Origin of the sequence: Rhodoligotrophos defluvii, from assembly GCF_005281615.1 — a bacterium.
Classification (GTDB): Bacteria; Pseudomonadota; Alphaproteobacteria; order Rhizobiales; family Im1; genus Rhodoligotrophos; species Rhodoligotrophos defluvii.
This window is the reverse complement of the sequence record NZ_SZZM01000001.1, coordinates 1550253-1567681: the sequence shown is the minus strand read 5'-3', so window position 1 is coordinate 1567681 and position 17429 is coordinate 1550253. Positions and strand designations below refer to the sequence as shown.

Below are 17429 nucleotides of genomic sequence, written 5' to 3'. Positions count from 1 at the left end.
TGCTGGGCCGCACCGGGCGGCGGCCTTCGTCGTTCTGCTTGACTCAAGAAATGAATCTGGTTCATTTTATGCAGAACGACGGCCCGCAGCGGCTGCAGACCAGGAGACGCCCAATGACGCTTGCCATCATGAAGAAGGACGTGGCCACCCACGAGGTGCTGAACCAGGTCCCGATCCCGGAAGATCAGAACCTCTATGATGGCGACAAGGTGCTGGCCGAAACGCTGCGGCGCGAGGGAGCCGCCTGGGCGGAGGGCGACGTGCGGGCCTTTGGCGCGGTCTGCGGCAGCCGGCACGTGCAGGATCTGGCGCACAAGGCGAACAAGTATCTGCCGGAGCTCAAGACCCATAACCGCATCGGCGAGCGTATCGACTTCGTCGAGTACCACCCCTCCTACCACGAGCTCATGCGCATCGCCTTCGGTGCCGGGGTGCATTCCTATGCCTGGATCAACGACCGGCCCGGCGCCCACGTGGCCAGGGCCGCGCTCAGCTATCTGTGGAACCAGGCGGAAAACGGCACGGCCTGCCCAACCGGCATGAACTATTCGGCTGTGCCGGTGCTCGCCAAAACCCCGGGCATCGGTGAGACCTGGGTGCCGGCCCTGAATTCCACCAAATACGACGAGCGGCCGCTGCACATATCGCAGAAAACCGGCGCGACGATCGGCATGACCCTGACGGAAAAGCAGGGCGGCTCGGATCTGCGTGCCAACACCACCCAGGCGATTGCCCTGGAGGGCGGCGGCCCCGGAACACTCTACGAGCTGAACGGGCACAAGTGGTTCTGCTCGGCGCCCATGTGCGACGGGTTCTATTCGCTTGCCTATACGGAAGCCGGCCCGACCTGCTTCATCATTCCGCGCATCCTGCCGGACGGCTCGCGGAACAACTTCTTCATCCAGAGGCTCAAGGAGAAGCTCGGCAACCGGTCCAATGCGTCATCCGAAGTGGAATTCCGCGGGACCCTTGCCTATGCCCTGAGCGAGGAAGGCAGAGGAATCCGCGCGGCGATCGGCATGATCCACCTGACGCGGCTCGACTTCACCATAGGCTCGGCCGGCATGATGCGGCAGGCGCTCACCCAGGCGCTGCACCATACGTCCTATCGGCGGGCCTTCCAGAAGCTGCTCCTCGATCAGCCCCTGATGAACCGGGTGCTCGCGGATCTGGCGATCGACTGCGAGGCGAACACGGTGATGGCGTTCCGGGTCGCCCGGGCGTGCGACGACGCGCTGCGAGGCGATGCGACCGCCCGCACCTTGGAGCGCATCACGGCAGCCTTCGCCAAATACTGGAATTGCAAGCGCGCCTCCGCGTTCATCCACGAGGCGCTCGAGTGCCACGGCGGCAACGGCTTCGTCGAGGAACACATCATGCCGCGACTCTATCGCGAGGCCCCGCTGAACAGCATCTGGGAAGGCTCGGGCAACGTGATCGTGCTCGACGTGATGCGCGCCATACAGCGGGAACCGGACACCATTCCGGTACTGCTGGCCGAGATCCGCAAGGCACGCGGTGCCGACCGCCGGCTCGATACCTATATGGACCGGCTCGAGGACGAGCTGGGCGACACCGCGGACTTCGAACTGCGCGGGCGCTACCTCGTCGAGATGATGGTCTATGCGTTCCAGGGCGCCCTGCTCGTCCAGCATTCCATTCCGGCTGTTGCCGACGCCTTCTGCGCGACCCGCCTGACGAGGGAATGGGGACGCATGTTCGGCACCCTGCCCCGCGGGGTTGACGTTCGCCCGATCATCGAGCGGGCCAGGCTGGAGAGCTGAGCACCGAACGATACAAAGCAGCGGAGCAATTCCATGTTGATGTCTTCGGAGGAATACCGGGAGTCGTTGCGCCGCCTTTCGCCGCGCATCTTCGTCGATGGCCGGGCGGTCGAGAGCGTGGCCGATGACCCCGCATTCGTCCCGGGCGTGAATGCCGTCGGGATCACCTACGACTTCGCGCTCCGGCCGGAACATCAGATGCTCATGACCGCGCGCCAGGGCACGTCGGGCAAGACCGTCAACCGGATGCTTCACATCAACGAGTCCTCGACCGACCTCCTGTACAAGCTGGAAGCGGTGCGGCTGGTCTGCCAGGAATCCGGCTGCGCTCAGCGCTACGTGACCCATGACATGCTGAACGGCCTCTATCAGGCCACCAAGCTGGCGGATGACCGTTTCGGCACCGAGTACCACGGCCGCCTCGTCGAGTATCTGCACCACGTGCAGGACAACGACCTCGCGGTCGGCGGCGCGATGACCGATGCCAAAGGCGATCGCTCCAAGCGGCCGGGCGCACAGTCGCAGCGGGACGTCTATGTCCATATCCGCGAGCGGCGCAGGGACGGCATCGTCATCCGTGGCACCAAGGCGATCGTCACCGGCGCGCCCTACATGCACGAGTTCCTGGTCATGCCGTGCCGCACGATGACGAAGGAAGATGCAGATTTCGCCGTCTGCTGCGCCGTTCCCGTGGATGCGCCCGGCATCACCATGGTGGCGCGTCCGGCCGGGCGCCCCGGCGAGGCTGCGGCCAAGTTCTCCGGCAAGTATGGCCAATCGACCGCGGTGGTGCTGTTCGATGACGTGTTCGTGCCGTGGGAGCGCGTCTTCCTGGCCGGGGAACACGAGGAGGCTGGCGTCGCCACCACCTCCTATGCCACGCATCACCGCCATTCGTGCATCGGCGCGCGGGCCGGCTTCGGTGACCTGCTCATCGGTGCCGGCGCGCTGATGATCGAGGCGAACGGTCTCGATCCCAGCCGCCATGCCCATATCCGCGAGGCCATGGTCGAGCTGATCAAGATCGTGGAAGGCTTCTATGCCTGCGGGGTCGCCGCATCGGTCTATGCCCTGAAGGACCCGGCCGGGTCGGTCATGCCGGACGTGGTGTTCTCCAACATAGGCAAGCTGCTGCTCGCCACGCAGATCTACGACATGCACCGGCTGGCCCATTACGTGTCCGGCGGGCTGGTGGTCAGCCTTCCCGGCCCGGACGAGGACCACAATCCCCATACCGAGGCTTCGCTATCCGCCGTGCTCGCGGGGCGCGAGGACATCCCCGCCACACAGCGGCTGGAAGTCTCCCGTTTCATCGAGGACCTGACCGCGTCCTACCAGGCCGGCTGGTACTCCGTGATCTCGCTGCACGGCGGCGGCTCGCCCGAGGCGATGAAGCGGGAAATCTGGCGCAACTACCCCATCGCGGACAAGACCGCGCTGGTGGAGCGCCTGCTCGATCGCGGGGTGCTCGCCGAAGGCCGCCGGGTATCGAAGCAGCCCGGCCGCTGCTGCGCGACGGGGTGCGAAGTGCCGGAAGTGATCGGGACCGATGCCGTGCCAAGCCGGGTGTGATCCGGAGAGGGTCGGTCCCGAACGTATCGCTCGGATGGACACAACAACAAAACGTCACATCCGCTGAGTTCCGGGCCGGAAGCGCGACGGCCCGAGGCAAAGAGAACAAGCCGGGGGAGGATGCAAGAAATGGGGTCCTATGCGCCTCTGTTCGAGGCACAGCAGGTGTCCTTGCGGTTCGGAGGCGTCGCGGCGCTCTCCGATGTGAGCTTTGCCGTGCGCGCCGGCGAAGTGTTCTCGATCATCGGGCCGAACGGCGCCGGCAAGACCTCCATGGTCAACTGCATCTCCGGGCGATATCGGCCGACGTCCGGACGCGTCCTCTACGAGGGGCGCGACATCACCCACCTGCCGCCGCACCGGCGGGCCCGGATCGGCATCGGCCGGACCTTCCAGAACCTCGCGCTGTTCGGGCACATGAGCGTGCTGGACAACATCATGGTGGGCCGTCACGCCCATCTGCGCGCCGGTTTCCTGCGGGGCTCGCTCTATTGGATCGGCGGCGCCGAACGGGAGGAGCTGGCGAACCGGGAGATCGTCGAGGACATCATCGATTTTCTCGAGCTCGAACCCGTGCGCAAGGCCATCGCGGGAACGCTCCCCTACGGCATGCGCAAGCGCGTCGAACTTGCCCGGGCGCTCGCCATCGAACCCAAGCTGATCCTGCTGGACGAGCCGATGGCCGGCATGAATCTCGAAGAGAAGGAGGACATGGCGCGCTACGTGGTCGATCTCAACGAGGAACGCGGCACGACGGTGGTCATGATCGAGCATGACATGGGCGTGGTTGCCGACATTTCCCATCGGGTGATGGTGCTCGACTTCGGCCGCAAGATCGCCGAGGGCCCTCCCGCTGCCGTCCTGCAGGACGAGCGTGTCCGCCAGGCCTATCTCGGCGAGCCGGGCAGTTCCCAAGCTGAGGACGGGAGTGCGGCGCCGGTCCTGGAGGGCAGAGCGTGACGACTTTGCACCCGGATCTGTCGAACCTCGACACGCTGCCGAAGCTTCTCGCCCACAACGCCGCGGCGTTTCCGGAGGATGTGGCGCTGCGCGAGAAGAAGCTGGGCATTTGGCGTCCCATCACCTGGCGCGAATATCAGGCCCGTGTCCGTTCGATCGGGCTGGGCTTTCTCGCGCTCGGCATAAGCCGCGGCGACGTCGTCGCCATCGTGGGCGACAACCGGCCGGACTGGGTGTGCAGCGAAATTGCCGCCCATGCGATCGGCGCCGTGAGCATAGGCATCTACCGCGACGCACTCGATGAGGAGATGGCCTATCTCATCGATCATGCGGGCGCCGTGGCCGTCGTTGCCGAGGACGAAGAGCAGGTGGACAAGCTCCTCAATTTGGGCGAGCGGCTGCCCCGCCTGACCCACATCATCTACTGCGATCCGCGCGGCATGCGGAAATATTCCGATCCGCGCCTGATGTTCATGTCGGACCTCGTCAGGGTGGGCGATGCCTATGGTGCTGCACAGCCCTCCGCTTATGAAACACACGTTGCCGCGGGCCGCGGCGAGGACGTCGCCATCCTGTGCACCACGTCGGGCACAACCTCGCAGCCGAAGCTGGCGGTCCTGCAGTCGCGGGCACTTCTCGCCCATGCGGCGGTGTATCTCGAGGTCGATCCGCGCGCACCGGGCGAGGACTACGTCTCGGTACTGCCGCTTCCATGGATCATGGAGCAGATCTATGCGCTGGGCTGGGGGCTGGTCGCGCGAATGGTGGTGAATTTCGTCGAGGAGCCGGAAACCTCGATGCACGACTTTCGCGAGATCGCGCCCCATTTCGTGCTGTTTGCGCCGCGCATCTGGGAGCAGATCGCGGCCGACATACGCGCCCGCATCATGGACACCTCGCCCGAGAAGCGCGCGATCTACGAGGCTGGCCTGCGCTTGGGCCTCGCCGCGCGGGCACAAGGCGGCCGCTCACAACTCGCCGACATTCTTCTGTTCCGGGCGCTCAGGGACCGTCTCGGCTTTTCGCGCCTGAAATCGGCAGCCACGGGCGGGGCTGCACTGGGGCCGGAGACCTTCCGGTTCTTTCAGGCCATGGGCGTGCCGCTCCGCCAGCTTTACGGCCAGACCGAGATGCTCGGCGCCTATTGCATTCATCCGCCCCAAGCTGTCGATCTCGATACGGTGGGTGTGCCGTTCCCGGGCGTCGAGGTGAAGATCGTCAACCCCGATCAGCACGGGGTGGGCGAGATCATCGCGCGGCATGCGCACATGTTCGCCAGCTATTTCCGCAATGAAGGCGCGACACGCGAGGCGGTGCGCGGCGGCTGGATGCATACGGGCGATGCCGGCTATTTCGACGACAAGGGCCACCTCATCGTGATCGACCGGCTGCAGGACATGGCGGAGACCGCCGGTGGCCATCGGTTCAGCCCGCAATATATCGAAAACAAACTGAAGTTCAGCCCCTATATCGCCGAAGCGGTGATCGTCGGCGCAGGGCGCGACTACCTCGCGGCCATGCTGTGCATCCGCGGCTCGATCGTGTCCAAATGGGCCGAGAAGGGGCGCATCAGCTTCACAACTTACGCGGACCTGTCGGCCAAGCCCGAAGTCTACGACCTGCTCCGGCGCGAGGTCGAAGAGGTCAACCGCTCGCTGCCGGCCCACCAGCAGATCCGCAAATTTCTGCTTCTTTACAAGGAGCTCGATGCCGATGACGGCGAGCTCACGCGCACCCGCAAGGTGCGCCGCGGCGTGATCGCCGACAAATACGGATCGATCATTGAGGCGATCTATCGGGGCGAGCCGGCCATCGACGTCGACACCACCATCGCGCTTCAGGACGGCACGCGCCAGCGGGTGCGGACCCGGCTGCGTATCGTCGACCTGCACCCGCAAGCTGCAGAACCCGCGGCGGTCTATCCGCTCAAACCGGCCAGGGAGAGGTATCGTGCCTGATGCCCTGCTGATTCAGCTCATCGTCAACGGCATCGTCATCGGCGCGCTCTATGGCGTGGTCGGCATGGCCTTCGTGCTGATCTACAAGGCCAGCCGCGTCGTCAATTTCGCGCAGGGCGAATTCCTACTCGTCGGCGCCTGGGTGTGCTGGTGGCTGGTGGCCAAATGGCAGCTGCCCTTCGTGCTCGGCTTCCCCATGACGCTCGCCTTCATGGTGGCGTTCGGCCTGCTCTTGCAGGTGGTGCTGCTCCGGCCGCTGATCGGGGAACCGATCATCTCGGTGATCATGGTGACGATCGGACTGTCGATCGTGATCGATGCCGCGATGAAGTGGATGTTCGGCGTCACCGCGCAACCGTTTCCGCAGGTGTTTGCGGTGCCGAGCATCGCGTTTCTCGGGCTGCGGATTCAAACCGTTTACGTCATGAGCCTCGGCGTATGCCTGGTGATCATGGCCGGCTTCGCATGGTTCTTCAAATTCTCCCGTTACGGCCTTGCCATGCGCGCCACCGCCTTCGACCAGCAGGTCGCCCAGTCCCTCGGCATTTCCGTACGGTCCGTGTTCGCCGCAAGCTGGGCGATCTCCGCGGTGGTGTCCGCCGTCGCCGGCGTGGTGGTCGGCATCGTGAACGGTGTCTCTTCGGCGCTGTCGAGCTTCGGCATCAAGGTGTTCCCGGCGGTGATCCTGGGCGGGCTCGACAGCGTGTTCGGCGCCGTCCTCGGCGGCGTGGCCATCGGCCTGCTCGAAAACCTCATGCACTACGTGGATAGCCGCTGGCTGCACTGGGGCAATCTCTACCATGTCGCCCCGTTCTACGTGCTGGTCGGCATTCTGATGCTCAGGCCCTACGGCTTCTTCGGCACGCGCGACATCGAGCGGGTGTGAGGTGCTCCATGACCCTTCTTCTCCCGGCAGGCGACTACCGCACAACCTATCGAGCCGACACGACCATTTTCCCGACCAGGGGAAGCCGGCTGGGCGTGATCGTCTTCATCGCCGTGCTCGCGGCTGCACCGGCAGTGCTGGACAAGCACCTTTTGTCGCTGCTCATTCAGATCGGCTATCTCAGCATCGCGGCGCTCGGTCTCAATATTCTCGTGGGCTTCACCGGCCAGATCTCGATCGGGCATGCCGCATTCTTCGGCTTCGGAGCCTTCGCCTCGGCCTACTTCGCCAATGCCGGCATTCCGGTGGTGCTGTCCATACCGCTCGCAGGTTTCGCCACAACAGCCGTGGGAATGGTCTTCGGCCTGCCGGCGGCACGCCTGAAAGGGCTCTACCTGGCCATTGCCACCCTTGCCGCGCAATTCATCATCGAGGACTTCCTCAACCGGGCGGACTGGTTCACCGGCGGCGTCGCCGGGACCATAGCGCCGCCCTTCAGCCTGCTCGGCATGACCTTCGACACCGACGAGCGCTATGCCTATGTGGTGCTCGTCGCCGTCATCCTGGCCTTTGTTCTTGCCGCGAATCTGTTGCGGACCCGCGACGGCCGCGCGCTCGTCGCCGTGCGCGACCATTACCTCTCGGCGGAGATGATGGGCATCAATCTCACCAAGTACCGGACGCTCTCTTTCGGCATCTCCGCGTTCTACGCCGGCATCGGCGGCGCGCTTTATGCGCACTACCTGCAGTTCGTTTCCGTCGAGGGCTTCACCCTTCTGTTCTCGATCCAGTTTCTCGGGATGATCATCATCGGCGGGCTGGGATCGCTGCTCGGCACCCTGCTGGGCACCGCGTTCATGGTCCTGCTGCCGGAGGTGATGCAGGCCTTCACCGACGCGCTCGCGGGGACACCCATCGACAGCGCACTGGGGCTGCGCGACTCGCTGGCCTATCTGCGCGAGATCACCATCGGCCTCGCCATCATCCTCTTCCTCGTCTTCGAGCCGGACGGGCTTGCGCATCGATGGCGCCAGATCAAGGCCTATTGGAAGCTGTTTCCCTTCTCGCACTGAGCCAACCAAAGAAAACATCTGGGAGGAGCAAGTACAATGAAAGCAATCGCAGTTCTTGGGGCAGCATTGATCGGATTATGCGGACCGGCCCTGGCGCAGGAGACGATCCGCATCGGGCAGCTCGTCGATTACACCGGGCCCACATCCGACATCAGCCAGCCTTTCGGCCAGGGCCAGCAGGACGCCATCGCCTACATCAACAAGAACGGTGGCATTGCGGGGCAGCAGATCTCGATCGACATGTTCGACTATGCCTACCAGGCGCCCCGCGCCATCAGCCAATACAAGAAGTGGACGGGCAGCGACAAGGTGACCGCGATCCTGGGCTGGGGAACGGCTGACACCGAGGCGCTCAGCGGTTTCGTCGCCAAGGATCAGATTCCGTACGTGTCCGGCTCCTATGCCGCGCAGATCAGCGATCCCCAGGGCAAGGGCCCGCGGGGAAGCAAGCCGGCCCCCTACAACTTCTTCTACGGACCAACCTATTCCGATGCGCTCCGGGGCCTGCTCATCTGGGCAAAGAAGGATTACGAGGCGAAGGGGAGAACCGACAAGCCCAAATACGTGCACATGGGCGCCAATCATCCCTATCCGAATGCACCGAAGGAGGCGGGCGAAGCTCTGGCGCGCGAGCTGGGCTTCGAAGTGCTGCCGGCCATCCAATATGCGCTGACACCCGGCGACTACACCGCGCAATGCCTGACCCTCAAAGAGAGCGGTGCTGATTACGCCTATCTCGGCAACACGGCCGGCTCCACCATCTCGCTACTGAAGTCGTGCCACACTGTGGGCGCCAAGCCGCAGTTCCTGGGCAATGTCTGGGGGCTCGACGAGAGCTCCGCCAAGGCGATCGGCGCGGGAGCGGACGGGGTGGTCTTCGCGGTGCGCACGCCGGTGCTGTGGAATGGAGATGCCCCGGGCATGGCCACTCTGCGCGCCATCTCGGCCATTTCCGACCCGTCGGGCCGGGCGTTCCGGCTAGGCCATTACATGGCCTCCGTCTGCGCCGTCTATTATCTGAAGGAAGCCATGGAATGGGCGGCGGCGAATGGCGGAATCAGCGGCGAAAACATCAAACAGGGCTTCTATCAGAAGGCCGACTGGGTGCCCGCCGGCCTGGAAGGCGTTTGCTTCCCCTCGACCTGGACGCCGGAAGACCATCGCGGAACCGCGGGCGTCAACATCGTGCGCGCCCATGTCACTGGGCCGACCGATGCGCCCGTGGCCGAGCTTGTGAAGGCCGGCACCATCCGATTCGAGCCGCTGGAGACGATCGAGGTCGAGCGCCGGCCCGAATGGCTCGGCTGGTAGGCTATTCGACAAGGTGAACACCGCCATGATCAGGCTTGAAGGAGCAGTCGGACGGGAGCGTACCGGCCCTCCAATGCTCAATGTCAGCAATGTGGAGGTCGTCTATGACGAGGTCATCCTGGTCCTGCGCGGCCTGAGCTTTGCGGTGCATGCCGGCGAGATCGTGGCGCTGCTCGGCGCCAACGGCGCCGGCAAGTCGACCACCCTGAAGGCGATCTCGGGGCTTCTCAAGAGCGAGAACGGAAAGATCACGCGGGGCAACATCGCCTTCGGCGGCGAGGAGATCAGCACGCTCGAGCCGGACACGGTGGTGCGTCGCGGCGTCTTTCAGGTGCTGGAAGGCCGGCGCATCATCGGTGACATGACTTGCGTCGAGAACCTGCGTCTCGGCGCCTATGTCAGGCGGGACCGCGAGATCGAGAACGACCTGGAAACGGTCTTCAGCTATTTCCCGCGGCTGCGCGAACGAAAGGGGCTGGCCGGCTACCTGTCCGGGGGCGAGCAGCAGATGCTCGCCCTCGGGCGGGCGCTCATGGCCCGTCCGAAGCTCATCCTCCTGGACGAGCCGTCCATGGGCCTATCGCCGCTTCTGGTGCAGGAGGTGTTTGAAATCATCAAGCGCATCAATCGCGAACTGAAGACGACAATCCTGATCGTCGAGCAGAATGCGAAGATGGCCCTCGGCCTTGCGTCCTACGGCTATATCATGGAGCAGGGCAAGATCGTGCTGGACGGCTCCGCGGCCGAGCTGCGCGAAAACGAGGATGTGAAAGAGTTCTATCTCGGCACCAGCGCGGCTCGCAAAAGCTTCAAGAACCTCAAGAGCTTCCACCGGCGCAAGCGCTGGCTTTAAGATATCCGTGCCACACAGAACCAAGGGCCTGCGCGCCCGGCATGTTGTCGCTGGAGAGGACCTATGACCGGGTTTCTGGCCTTCCTGGGCCTCGCGGCCGTCGTCATCGTCACGCCCGGACCCGATACCGCGGTCACCATAAGAAACACGCTTCTCGGCAGCCGGCCGGGAGGGGTCATGACGGCGCTCGGCGTGGCGAGCGGCCAAGTCATCTGGGCGCTGGCCACCAGCGCGGGAATAGTCGCAATCCTCGTCGCCTCCAAGCCGCTTTTTCTCGCTCTCACCTATGCCGGTGCGGCCTACCTCGTTTTCTTGGGCATTCAGGCGCTGCGGGACGCGTTCGGTTCTTCCGGGGTGAAAGCTCACATAGCGCAACCAATTAATCCTTCCTCGAGATTGCGGCCGCTCGCTGCCTTCCGGCAAGGCCTCGTCAGCGACCTCGGCAATCCCAAAATGGCGATATTCTTCGCAAGCTTGCTGCCGCAATTCGTGCCGGCCGGGGAAGCGAGCTTCTTCAGCTTTCTCCTGCTGGGGCTCATATTCTCTGGAATGACCTTCGGCTGGCTCACCCTTTATGCCGTTCTGGTCGCGACAGCCGGCGATTTCCTTCGCCGGAGCGCGGTGCGGCGCTGGATCGAAGGGCTCATGGGAGGCCTGCTGGTCGCGTTCGGCATTCGCATTGCCCTCGAAGGGAGATAGAAATCCCTCGCCTGGGCGGCGGTGCCATGCGCCGTTGCATCCTGGGCTTCGAAGCGTGGTATGCCTGACACACCGCTGCGGGCTCCTGTGCCTGCTCCGGCGGCGAACCAGCTAAACCAGAGATGCCCGATATTCATTCCCACGATTACTCGATGCTCCGCGACGCCACCATCTTCCTGCTGGCATCGGTGCTGGTCGTGCCCCTTGTCCGAAGAGTGGGTGTGCATGCGGTCATCGGGTATCTCATCGCCGGGCTCGTCATAGGCCCTCACGGGCTGGCTCTGATCGGTGAAGTCGAAGGCACACATCGCCTCGCCGAGCTCGGCGTTGTTTTCATGCTCTTCGCCATAGGCCTCGAGCTATCGCTCGATCGGCTGAAGGTCATGGCGCGTTATGTGTTCGGCCTCGGTCTGGCGCAGGTGGCCGTGACCGGACTGGCGATCGGAGCCGGTGCGCTGCTGCTTGACCGGGGCTGGAGCCAGGCCGCAGTCGTCGGCGGCGCGCTTGCCTTGTCCTCGACCGCCTTCGTCCTGCAGATGCTTGCGGAACGGGGCGAACTGTCGACCCAACTCGGTCGGGTCGTCCTATCCATTCTCCTGCTTCAGGACCTGGCGGTCGTGCCCGGCCTGGCCGTGGTCACCGCCCTGGGACAGGAGCCCGAGGCGGTCGGGCAGGCTCTCATCTTGGCCGCTGCAAAGGCAACGGCCGCTCTGGCCCTGCTCCTGGCGGCGGGGCGGCTCGTGTTGCGGCCCCTCTACCGCTTCATCGCATCGACGCGCAGCCCCGAGCTGTTCATGGCAGCAACCCTGCTGGTCGTGCTGGCGACCGCCTGGGGAACAGCGGCGGCGGGGCTTTCGATGTCGCTCGGCGCGTTCCTCGCGGGGCTCATGCTGGCGGGAACCGAATATCGCCACCAAGTCGAAGCCGACATTCGTCCAGTGCGCGGGATCCTGCTCGGGCTTTTCTTTATCTCGGTCGGCATGCTGGTGGACCTCCGCGTGATCGTCCCACAATTTCACCTCATCCTGGCTGCGACGATCGCGCTCCTCTTCGTGAAGGCATTGCTCATTGCAGGATTGGGGCGCCTGTTTGGGCTTTCACCGGGCCTCGCCGTCAATGCGGGGCTGCACCTTGCGCAGGGTGGTGAGTTTGCCTTCGTGCTATTTTCCCTTGCCATGGGCACCGCGGTGCTGCCAGTCGAAACGGGCCAGTTCCTTCTGGCCGTCGTTGCTCTGAGCATGGCGGCGACGCCGGCTCTGGCCTGGGCGGGCCGCCATGCGCAGCGCTGGTTGGACAGTCGCGGCCTGGATGGCCGGGCCGCCCTGGAGGCGGAGGCGAAATCGTATTTCGATCACGTCGTGATCGCCGGCTTCGGACGGGTCGGCCAAACCATTGCGCAGCTGCTCGGAGAACGAGGGCATCGATGGATAGCGGTCGATCTCGACGTTGCCCGTGTGGAGGCCTCGCGTGCGAAGGGGCTGCACGTCTTCTTCGGAGATGCATGCCGGGAAGCGATAACGAAGGCGGCGAGGGCTCAGGAGGCCCGCGCGGTCGTCATTACCCTGGATGACCCGGCTGCGGCGCGTGTCGTGCTTCGAAATCTGCGCCGCAATTTACCGGACACGCCGATCATCGTCCGCGCGCGGGATCACGTCGAGATGCAAGCCCTGCTCGCCGAGGGCGCCACGCGTGTTCTGCCGGAAACCACGGAATCCAGTCTCCTTCTCGGCAAGGCAGTCCTTGACGCATTGGGAGAAGAGGAAGCTCAGATCCAGCAGGCGATAGAGGCCGTGCGGCAAGTCATGCAAGCCCCGGCGAGGGCACGAGCTAACCCGAAGTCTTCACAGACGGGCGGGACTGGATAACGGGCGCTGCGGCAGCGAATATGGCACCCCGCGTTGCAGGCCGCGGCGGATAGATGCGCATGCCGTTGATTGTCTGTTTCGTGGCTTTGGCCTCGGCGCCCTTTGCGACCACTGTGCCGCGTTCCCAGCCGGACGTGTAGAGGGCGCCGTAAGGGCCGAGGTCGAGCACCGTCACATAGTCGGGGGCGGTGAAGGGCACCCGCTCGGCGAGACGGCCCGTCAGGTCGCATACCATGTTATGCCCGGCAAGCCGGCCCATGGGACGTGCGTGCTGGCAGGACATGACAGAAACGTGGCCGAGGTCGTCGGTTTGCACCTGCGCGCAATCGCCAGCCGCATAGACGCTCTCCACGCCTTCCACCATCAGGAAACGGTCGACCGGCAGGCGGCCAAGCCGGTCGCGTGTGACGCCGAAGCCCTCCGTCAGGGGGCTTGCTCTCATGCCCGTGGCGAAGACCACGGTCGCGGTGGCGATGTGCTCGCCGCTGTCCAGGGCCACGCCGGTCTGGTCAATGGCGGTGACGCGGGCGCTTGGCCGTGACTCGATGCGAAGCGCCGCGAGCGCGTCGAGGATGATGCCGCGCCCCTCGCCCATATCCGCGCCGATGTCGCCACGGTCGACGAGCACCACCCGGACCGCAGCATCGGCGCCAAGCGCGGACCGAAGCCGGCCTGGCAGCTCGCAGGCGATCTCGATTCCCACGAGGCCGCCGCCGATCACCACCGCCGTGCACGCTGCTTCATTCCGCGGTTTCTCGGCGAGAGCCGCGAGGTGGCCGGCGAGGCGCCGAGCACCTTCGTAGCTGTCCACGTCGAAAGTCTGCTGGCCCATAGGAATGGCCGGGCGCACGAGCTCGCTTCCCGATGCGAGGAGAAGACGATCATATTCGAGGCCGGTGATGGCGCCGGCGCCGCCTTCCAGCGTCAGGGAGCGGGCGGTTGCGTCTATCCCCGTGACGCGAGCCTGAACTCGCCGCACGCCGATGGGCGAGAGCACGTCGTCGAGCGGTACGCGGACGGGCTCGAGATCGGCCTCATAGCACCGTACGCGAATAACATGAAACGGCCCCGGAGAAACGAGCACAATCTCCAGCTCGGCCTCCGGCACCGCGAAGCGAGCGCGCGCCCGGGCTGCGCTGGCCGCGCCCCAGAGCCCCGCGAAGCCGCCGCCGACAACTGCAATTCTGTGTGCCATCACGCGCCTTCCCTTGGCGCAAGCATAACGCCGACTTGGTGTATTCAGAGCGGTATTGCTGCCGAAGTCTATTCACGCGCCATGCCTAGCCCAGCCAGCGCTTGCGGCGGCGGTAGTGCTTCACGTCCCGATAGCTCTTGCGCTCGCCCTCCATGGTCAGGCCGAGATAGAACTCGCGTACGTCCTCGTTCGACTTGAGGTCGCTCGCCGCCCCCTCGAGAACGATGCGTCCGTTCTCCATCACATAGCCATAGTCCGCTATGTCGAGGGCGACACGGGTGTTCTGCTCCACGATGAGCAGGGTGATGCCGGACCGCTTCAGGCTGTGGAGCAGAGCGAAAACTTCCTCCACCATCAGTGGGGCCAGGCCCAGCGACGGCTCGTCGATCATGATCATCTTCGGGTTGGCCATCATGGCCCGACCGATCACCACCATCTGCTGCTCGCCGCCGGAGAGATAGCCCGCCGTGCGGCTCTTCAGCGCCGCCAGCCGGCCGATACGGTCGTATACCTCTTCCAGCCGCTGCCGCACCGCCCGGCCGGAGGGCTCCATATGGCCGCCCACCAGCAGGTTCTGCTCGGTGGTGAGGTGGCGCAGCACCCGCCGGCCCTCCATGATGTGGACGAGACCGCGAGAGACGATCTCCTCCGGGTCCGCCCGATCGATGCGGTCGCCCTCGAAGGTGATGGTGCCGCCCGTGACATCGCCATCTTCCATGGTGATGACCCGGGAAATGGCCTTCAGCGTGGTGCTCTTGCCGGCGCCATTGCCGCCGAGCAGCGTCACGCACTGGCCCTTCCCGACAACCATGGAGATGCCTTTCACCGCCAGGATGACGTCGCTGTAGATGACTTCGACATTGGTGAGTTCGAGCACTTGCGTTCTCCACCCGAAGCAAGCGGGGCGGCCGCCAGAGCAGCCAGCCCCGTGACGCATCACCACTTGTTGAGATCAGGCACCGGCACGTTCTCGGCAGCGATCACATATTTGCCGTCCTCGACCGTCGCGATGGTGGCGGTGAGGCCTGAGGGCGGGAAGGGCGCCTCATTGGTGAACTTGAGATCCGGCAGCACGCCGAAGGTTTCGCTCGACGGGATCGGCGTGCTGAGGATGGCCTCACGCACCGCCTCACCGGTGACCTTGTCGGGACCGACCTTTTTCGCCGCGGCCTCGATCGAGCGCAGCGCCACCAGCATCTGCGCCAGGCCCATGACCGACGGCACGTTCCAGTTGGCCTTCAGCCCATATTTCTCCGAGAGCATGTTGAAGAACTTGTGCGGCTCGGTCTCGGCGTCGGTTGGCACCGCCATGCCATAGACCTCGTAGTCGCCATTGAGCTGCGACATGTCCCCGGCGGCGCGGGCCGAGGTCAGGATGCCGTTATGCGAGCTCATCATGATCGGCACGTCCTTGCCGAGTGTCTGCAGGGCGCGCTTGGTGGCCACCACCGCCGCCGTGTTGGTCTGGATGACGATGGCCTCGACCCCGTTGCGCAGCAGGCGGTTGACCTGGGTGGTCAGATCGGTCGGCTGCACCTCGGTGAACACCACCTCGACCACTTCCACCTTGTCCGGGTTGTCCTTGGCATATTTCACCAGCCCGTTGTGGATATCCACGTAGGCGGGCGAGGCTTCCGACGAGATGATGCCGACCTTGAGCGGCCCCTCGCCGCCGCGTTTCTCACGCAGCCAGTTGCAGAACGCCGCCGACTCGTGGCTATAGGTCGGCCGCGGGTTGAACACCCACGGGTCCGGCTTCCAGACATAGCCATAGCTCGCCGTTGCCATGACCATGGGCACCTTGTCGCTGGGCAGCCGGTTCTGCAGCGCCGCCACGTCCGGGCCGCCCACGCCGAGCACCACCACCGGATTGATCTCCGCCTTGATGCCCGGCCACAGGCTCGCCACCTGGGCCACGTCGTAGCGGTTGTCGTAGTCCTTCAGGTTCACCTGAACGCCGAGGCCCTTGCCGACCTCCTCGTTCCACCAGCGGACGGTCGCGTGACGCGTTTCCGTCCAGTCCTTCATGATGTCGGCATAGGGCCCGGTGAAATCGGCCATTCCGGCGACATTGTAGGTAGTCTGCGCCTGGGCCGACCATACCGAGGCAAGAATGCCGGCCGCGGCAATGGCGCCCGCCACCGTCATGCGCATGCTGTGCTTCATCAGATTTCTTCCTCCCGTATCACCGTTGCGGATCGTGGTTGTTGAAACCGTCTCAATAGGGGAAAGGCCAGAGCCGGTAGGAGCGCTTGATGATCGACCAGCGGTGCATCAGCCCGCGCGGTTCGAAGATCAGGAAGGCGGCGATCACCCCGCCCAGGAAGATGTTCATGGTGGCGAACACCAGCTCGCCGCCGAGCGCCGGGAACATCTGCACCAGGCCGGGACCGAGCGTGACCAGCGTCTCCTGCGCCGCCTTGATGATGACGACGCCGACCAGCGCCCCGACGATCGAGCCCATGCCGCCCACGATGATCATGGCGATGAACCAGATGGAGTGGAACAGGGTGAACTGGTCCACCGCCACGAAGCGCACGTAATAGGCCCATAGCGCGCCGCCGACGCCCGCATAGAAGGCGCCGATCAGGAAGGCCACCGCCTTGGTCTTCACCACGTTGATGCCCATCATGCCCGAGGCCACGTCGTCATCGCGCACCGCGATGAAGGCGCGGCCGTGGCGACCGCGCACGATCCCGAAGGCGCCATAGGTCATGATGATCGCCACCACCAGGCAGAGATAGTAAAGCGACCGGTCCGTATCGAAGACGATGCCGAACAGCTGCGCCGGCTCCAGCGAGATGCCGTTCGACCCGCCGACCCAGCTCGTCGGCAGGTTCAGCACGAGGAAATGGAAAAGGCTTTGCGCGGCAATGGTGGTGAGCGCCAGATAGAAGCCTTTGATGCGCAGGGCCGAGAGCCCGAAGATGAAGCCGAACAGGGCCGATGCGGCGCCACCCAGGGGTATGGTGAGCCAGAACGGCAGGCCGAGCTTGGACGCCAGAATGCCGGTGGTGTAGGCGCCGACCCCCATGAACGCCGCCTGGCCGAGATTGATCTGGCCGGCATAGCCCGTATTGATCTGCAGACCGATCACCACCACCGCGGTGATCAGCATCACATTGGCCACGGCCATCACCCGCGCGCCGACCAGATAGGGCAGCAAGAACAGCAGCAGGATGAACAGGGCAAGCGCGATCCACTGGCCGCGCGTGCGGATCAGCGCCTCGTCGCGCGCGAAACTTACGGCAAAGACGCCAGCGGGATCCATGG

At 64.7% G+C, this 17429-nt stretch carries 14 protein-coding genes; 10 read left to right on the top strand and 4 right to left on the bottom strand.

Going from position 1 to position 17429, the window contains the following annotated elements; translation table 11 throughout:
- Window positions 1-113: 113 nt before the first annotated feature.
- The 10 genes from E4P09_RS07460 to E4P09_RS07415 all read left to right on the top strand — a co-directional run bounded on the left by E4P09_RS07460 (window position 114) and on the right by E4P09_RS07415 (window position 12961).
- Window positions 114-1784 (top strand): acyl-CoA dehydrogenase family protein, encoded by a 1671-nt coding sequence (locus E4P09_RS07460; RefSeq protein WP_239025047.1) that lies wholly within the window; start codon window positions 114-116, stop codon window positions 1782-1784.
- A gap of 33 nt (window positions 1785-1817) precedes the next feature.
- Complete coding sequence (locus E4P09_RS07455; RefSeq protein WP_137388870.1) at window positions 1818-3356, top strand: 4-hydroxyphenylacetate 3-hydroxylase family protein; 1539 nt, start codon at window positions 1818-1820, stop codon at window positions 3354-3356.
- A gap of 129 nt (window positions 3357-3485) precedes the next feature.
- Window positions 3486-4316, top strand: coding sequence for an ABC transporter ATP-binding protein (locus tag E4P09_RS07450; protein ID WP_137388869.1), 831 nt, complete (start codon window positions 3486-3488; stop codon window positions 4314-4316).
- Window positions 4313-6274, top strand: coding sequence for a long-chain fatty acid--CoA ligase (locus E4P09_RS07445; RefSeq protein WP_137388868.1), 1962 nt, complete (start codon window positions 4313-4315; stop codon window positions 6272-6274). The genes E4P09_RS07450 and E4P09_RS07445 overlap by 4 nt, the downstream gene beginning before the upstream one ends.
- Window positions 6267-7160, top strand: a complete 894-nt coding sequence (locus E4P09_RS07440; RefSeq protein WP_137388867.1) for a branched-chain amino acid ABC transporter permease — start codon at window positions 6267-6269, stop codon at window positions 7158-7160. The genes E4P09_RS07445 and E4P09_RS07440 overlap by 8 nt, the downstream gene beginning before the upstream one ends.
- A gap of 8 nt (window positions 7161-7168) precedes the next feature.
- Window positions 7169-8233 (top strand): branched-chain amino acid ABC transporter permease, encoded by a 1065-nt coding sequence (locus E4P09_RS07435; protein ID WP_137388866.1) that lies wholly within the window; start codon window positions 7169-7171, stop codon window positions 8231-8233.
- A 36-nt stretch (window positions 8234-8269) separates the two neighbouring features.
- Window positions 8270-9544, top strand: a complete 1275-nt coding sequence (locus tag E4P09_RS07430; protein ID WP_137388865.1) for an ABC transporter substrate-binding protein — start codon at window positions 8270-8272, stop codon at window positions 9542-9544.
- A gap of 25 nt (window positions 9545-9569) precedes the next feature.
- A complete protein-coding gene (locus E4P09_RS07425) occupies window positions 9570-10397 on the top strand; it encodes an ABC transporter ATP-binding protein (RefSeq protein WP_137388864.1) in 828 nt (275 codons plus the stop codon).
- A 63-nt stretch (window positions 10398-10460) separates the two neighbouring features.
- Window positions 10461-11096 carry a LysE family translocator gene (locus E4P09_RS07420; protein WP_137388863.1) on the top strand — a complete coding sequence of 212 codons (636 nt, stop codon included), beginning with the start codon at window positions 10461-10463 and terminating at the stop codon, window positions 11094-11096.
- 152 nt (window positions 11097-11248) lie between these two features.
- Window positions 11249-12961 carry a monovalent cation:proton antiporter-2 (CPA2) family protein gene (locus E4P09_RS07415; protein ID WP_170984271.1) on the top strand — a complete coding sequence of 571 codons (1713 nt, stop codon included), beginning with the start codon at window positions 11249-11251 and terminating at the stop codon, window positions 12959-12961.
- On the opposite strand, the gene E4P09_RS07410 is transcribed toward E4P09_RS07415, so the two are convergent.
- From E4P09_RS07410 to E4P09_RS07395, 4 genes are all read right to left on the bottom strand, one after another.
- A complete protein-coding gene (locus E4P09_RS07410; protein WP_137388861.1) occupies window positions 12924-14156 on the bottom strand; it encodes an NAD(P)/FAD-dependent oxidoreductase in 1233 nt (410 codons plus the stop codon). The two genes, E4P09_RS07415 and E4P09_RS07410, sit on opposite strands and share 38 nt — an antisense overlap.
- An 85-nt stretch (window positions 14157-14241) precedes the next feature.
- The gene (locus E4P09_RS07405) at window positions 14242-15033 is read right to left on the bottom strand and encodes an ABC transporter ATP-binding protein (protein WP_338048990.1); all 792 of its coding nucleotides are present in this window, start codon (window positions 15031-15033) and stop codon (window positions 14242-14244) included.
- 59 nt (window positions 15034-15092) lie between these two features.
- Window positions 15093-16322: an ABC transporter substrate-binding protein gene (locus E4P09_RS07400; protein WP_137388859.1), complete on the bottom strand. Its 1230-nt coding sequence runs from the start codon at window positions 16320-16322 to the stop codon at window positions 15093-15095.
- Between the two features lie 52 nt (window positions 16323-16374).
- Entirely contained in the window at window positions 16375-17427 is a 1053-nt protein-coding gene (locus E4P09_RS07395; RefSeq protein WP_137388858.1) for a branched-chain amino acid ABC transporter permease, read from the bottom strand.
- Window positions 17428-17429: the final 2 nt, after the last annotated feature.

Bases quoted from the DNA above. Each gene is read 5' to 3' on its own strand.
- E4P09_RS07460 (WP_239025047.1), top strand. From the start codon at position 114: ATGACGCTTGCCATCATGAAGAAGGACGTGGCCACCCACGAGGTGCTG.
- E4P09_RS07455 (WP_137388870.1), top strand. From the start codon at position 1,818: ATGTTGATGTCTTCGGAGGAATACCGGGAGTCGTTGCGCCGCCTTTCG.
- E4P09_RS07450 (WP_137388869.1), top strand. From the start codon at position 3,486: ATGGGGTCCTATGCGCCTCTGTTCGAGGCACAGCAGGTGTCCTTGCGG.
- E4P09_RS07435 (WP_137388866.1), top strand. From the start codon at position 7,169: ATGACCCTTCTTCTCCCGGCAGGCGACTACCGCACAACCTATCGAGCC.
- E4P09_RS07430 (WP_137388865.1), top strand. From the start codon at position 8,270: ATGAAAGCAATCGCAGTTCTTGGGGCAGCATTGATCGGATTATGCGGA.
- E4P09_RS07425 (WP_137388864.1), top strand. From the start codon at position 9,570: ATGATCAGGCTTGAAGGAGCAGTCGGACGGGAGCGTACCGGCCCTCCA.
- E4P09_RS07420 (WP_137388863.1), top strand. From the start codon at position 10,461: ATGACCGGGTTTCTGGCCTTCCTGGGCCTCGCGGCCGTCGTCATCGTC.
- E4P09_RS07415 (WP_170984271.1), top strand. From the start codon at position 11,249: ATGCTCCGCGACGCCACCATCTTCCTGCTGGCATCGGTGCTGGTCGTG.
- E4P09_RS07410 (WP_137388861.1), bottom strand. From the start codon at position 14,156: ATGGCACACAGAATTGCAGTTGTCGGCGGCGGCTTCGCGGGGCTCTGG.
- E4P09_RS07400 (WP_137388859.1), bottom strand. From the start codon at position 16,322: ATGAAGCACAGCATGCGCATGACGGTGGCGGGCGCCATTGCCGCGGCC.
- E4P09_RS07395 (WP_137388858.1), bottom strand. From the start codon at position 17,427: ATGGATCCCGCTGGCGTCTTTGCCGTAAGTTTCGCGCGCGACGAGGCG.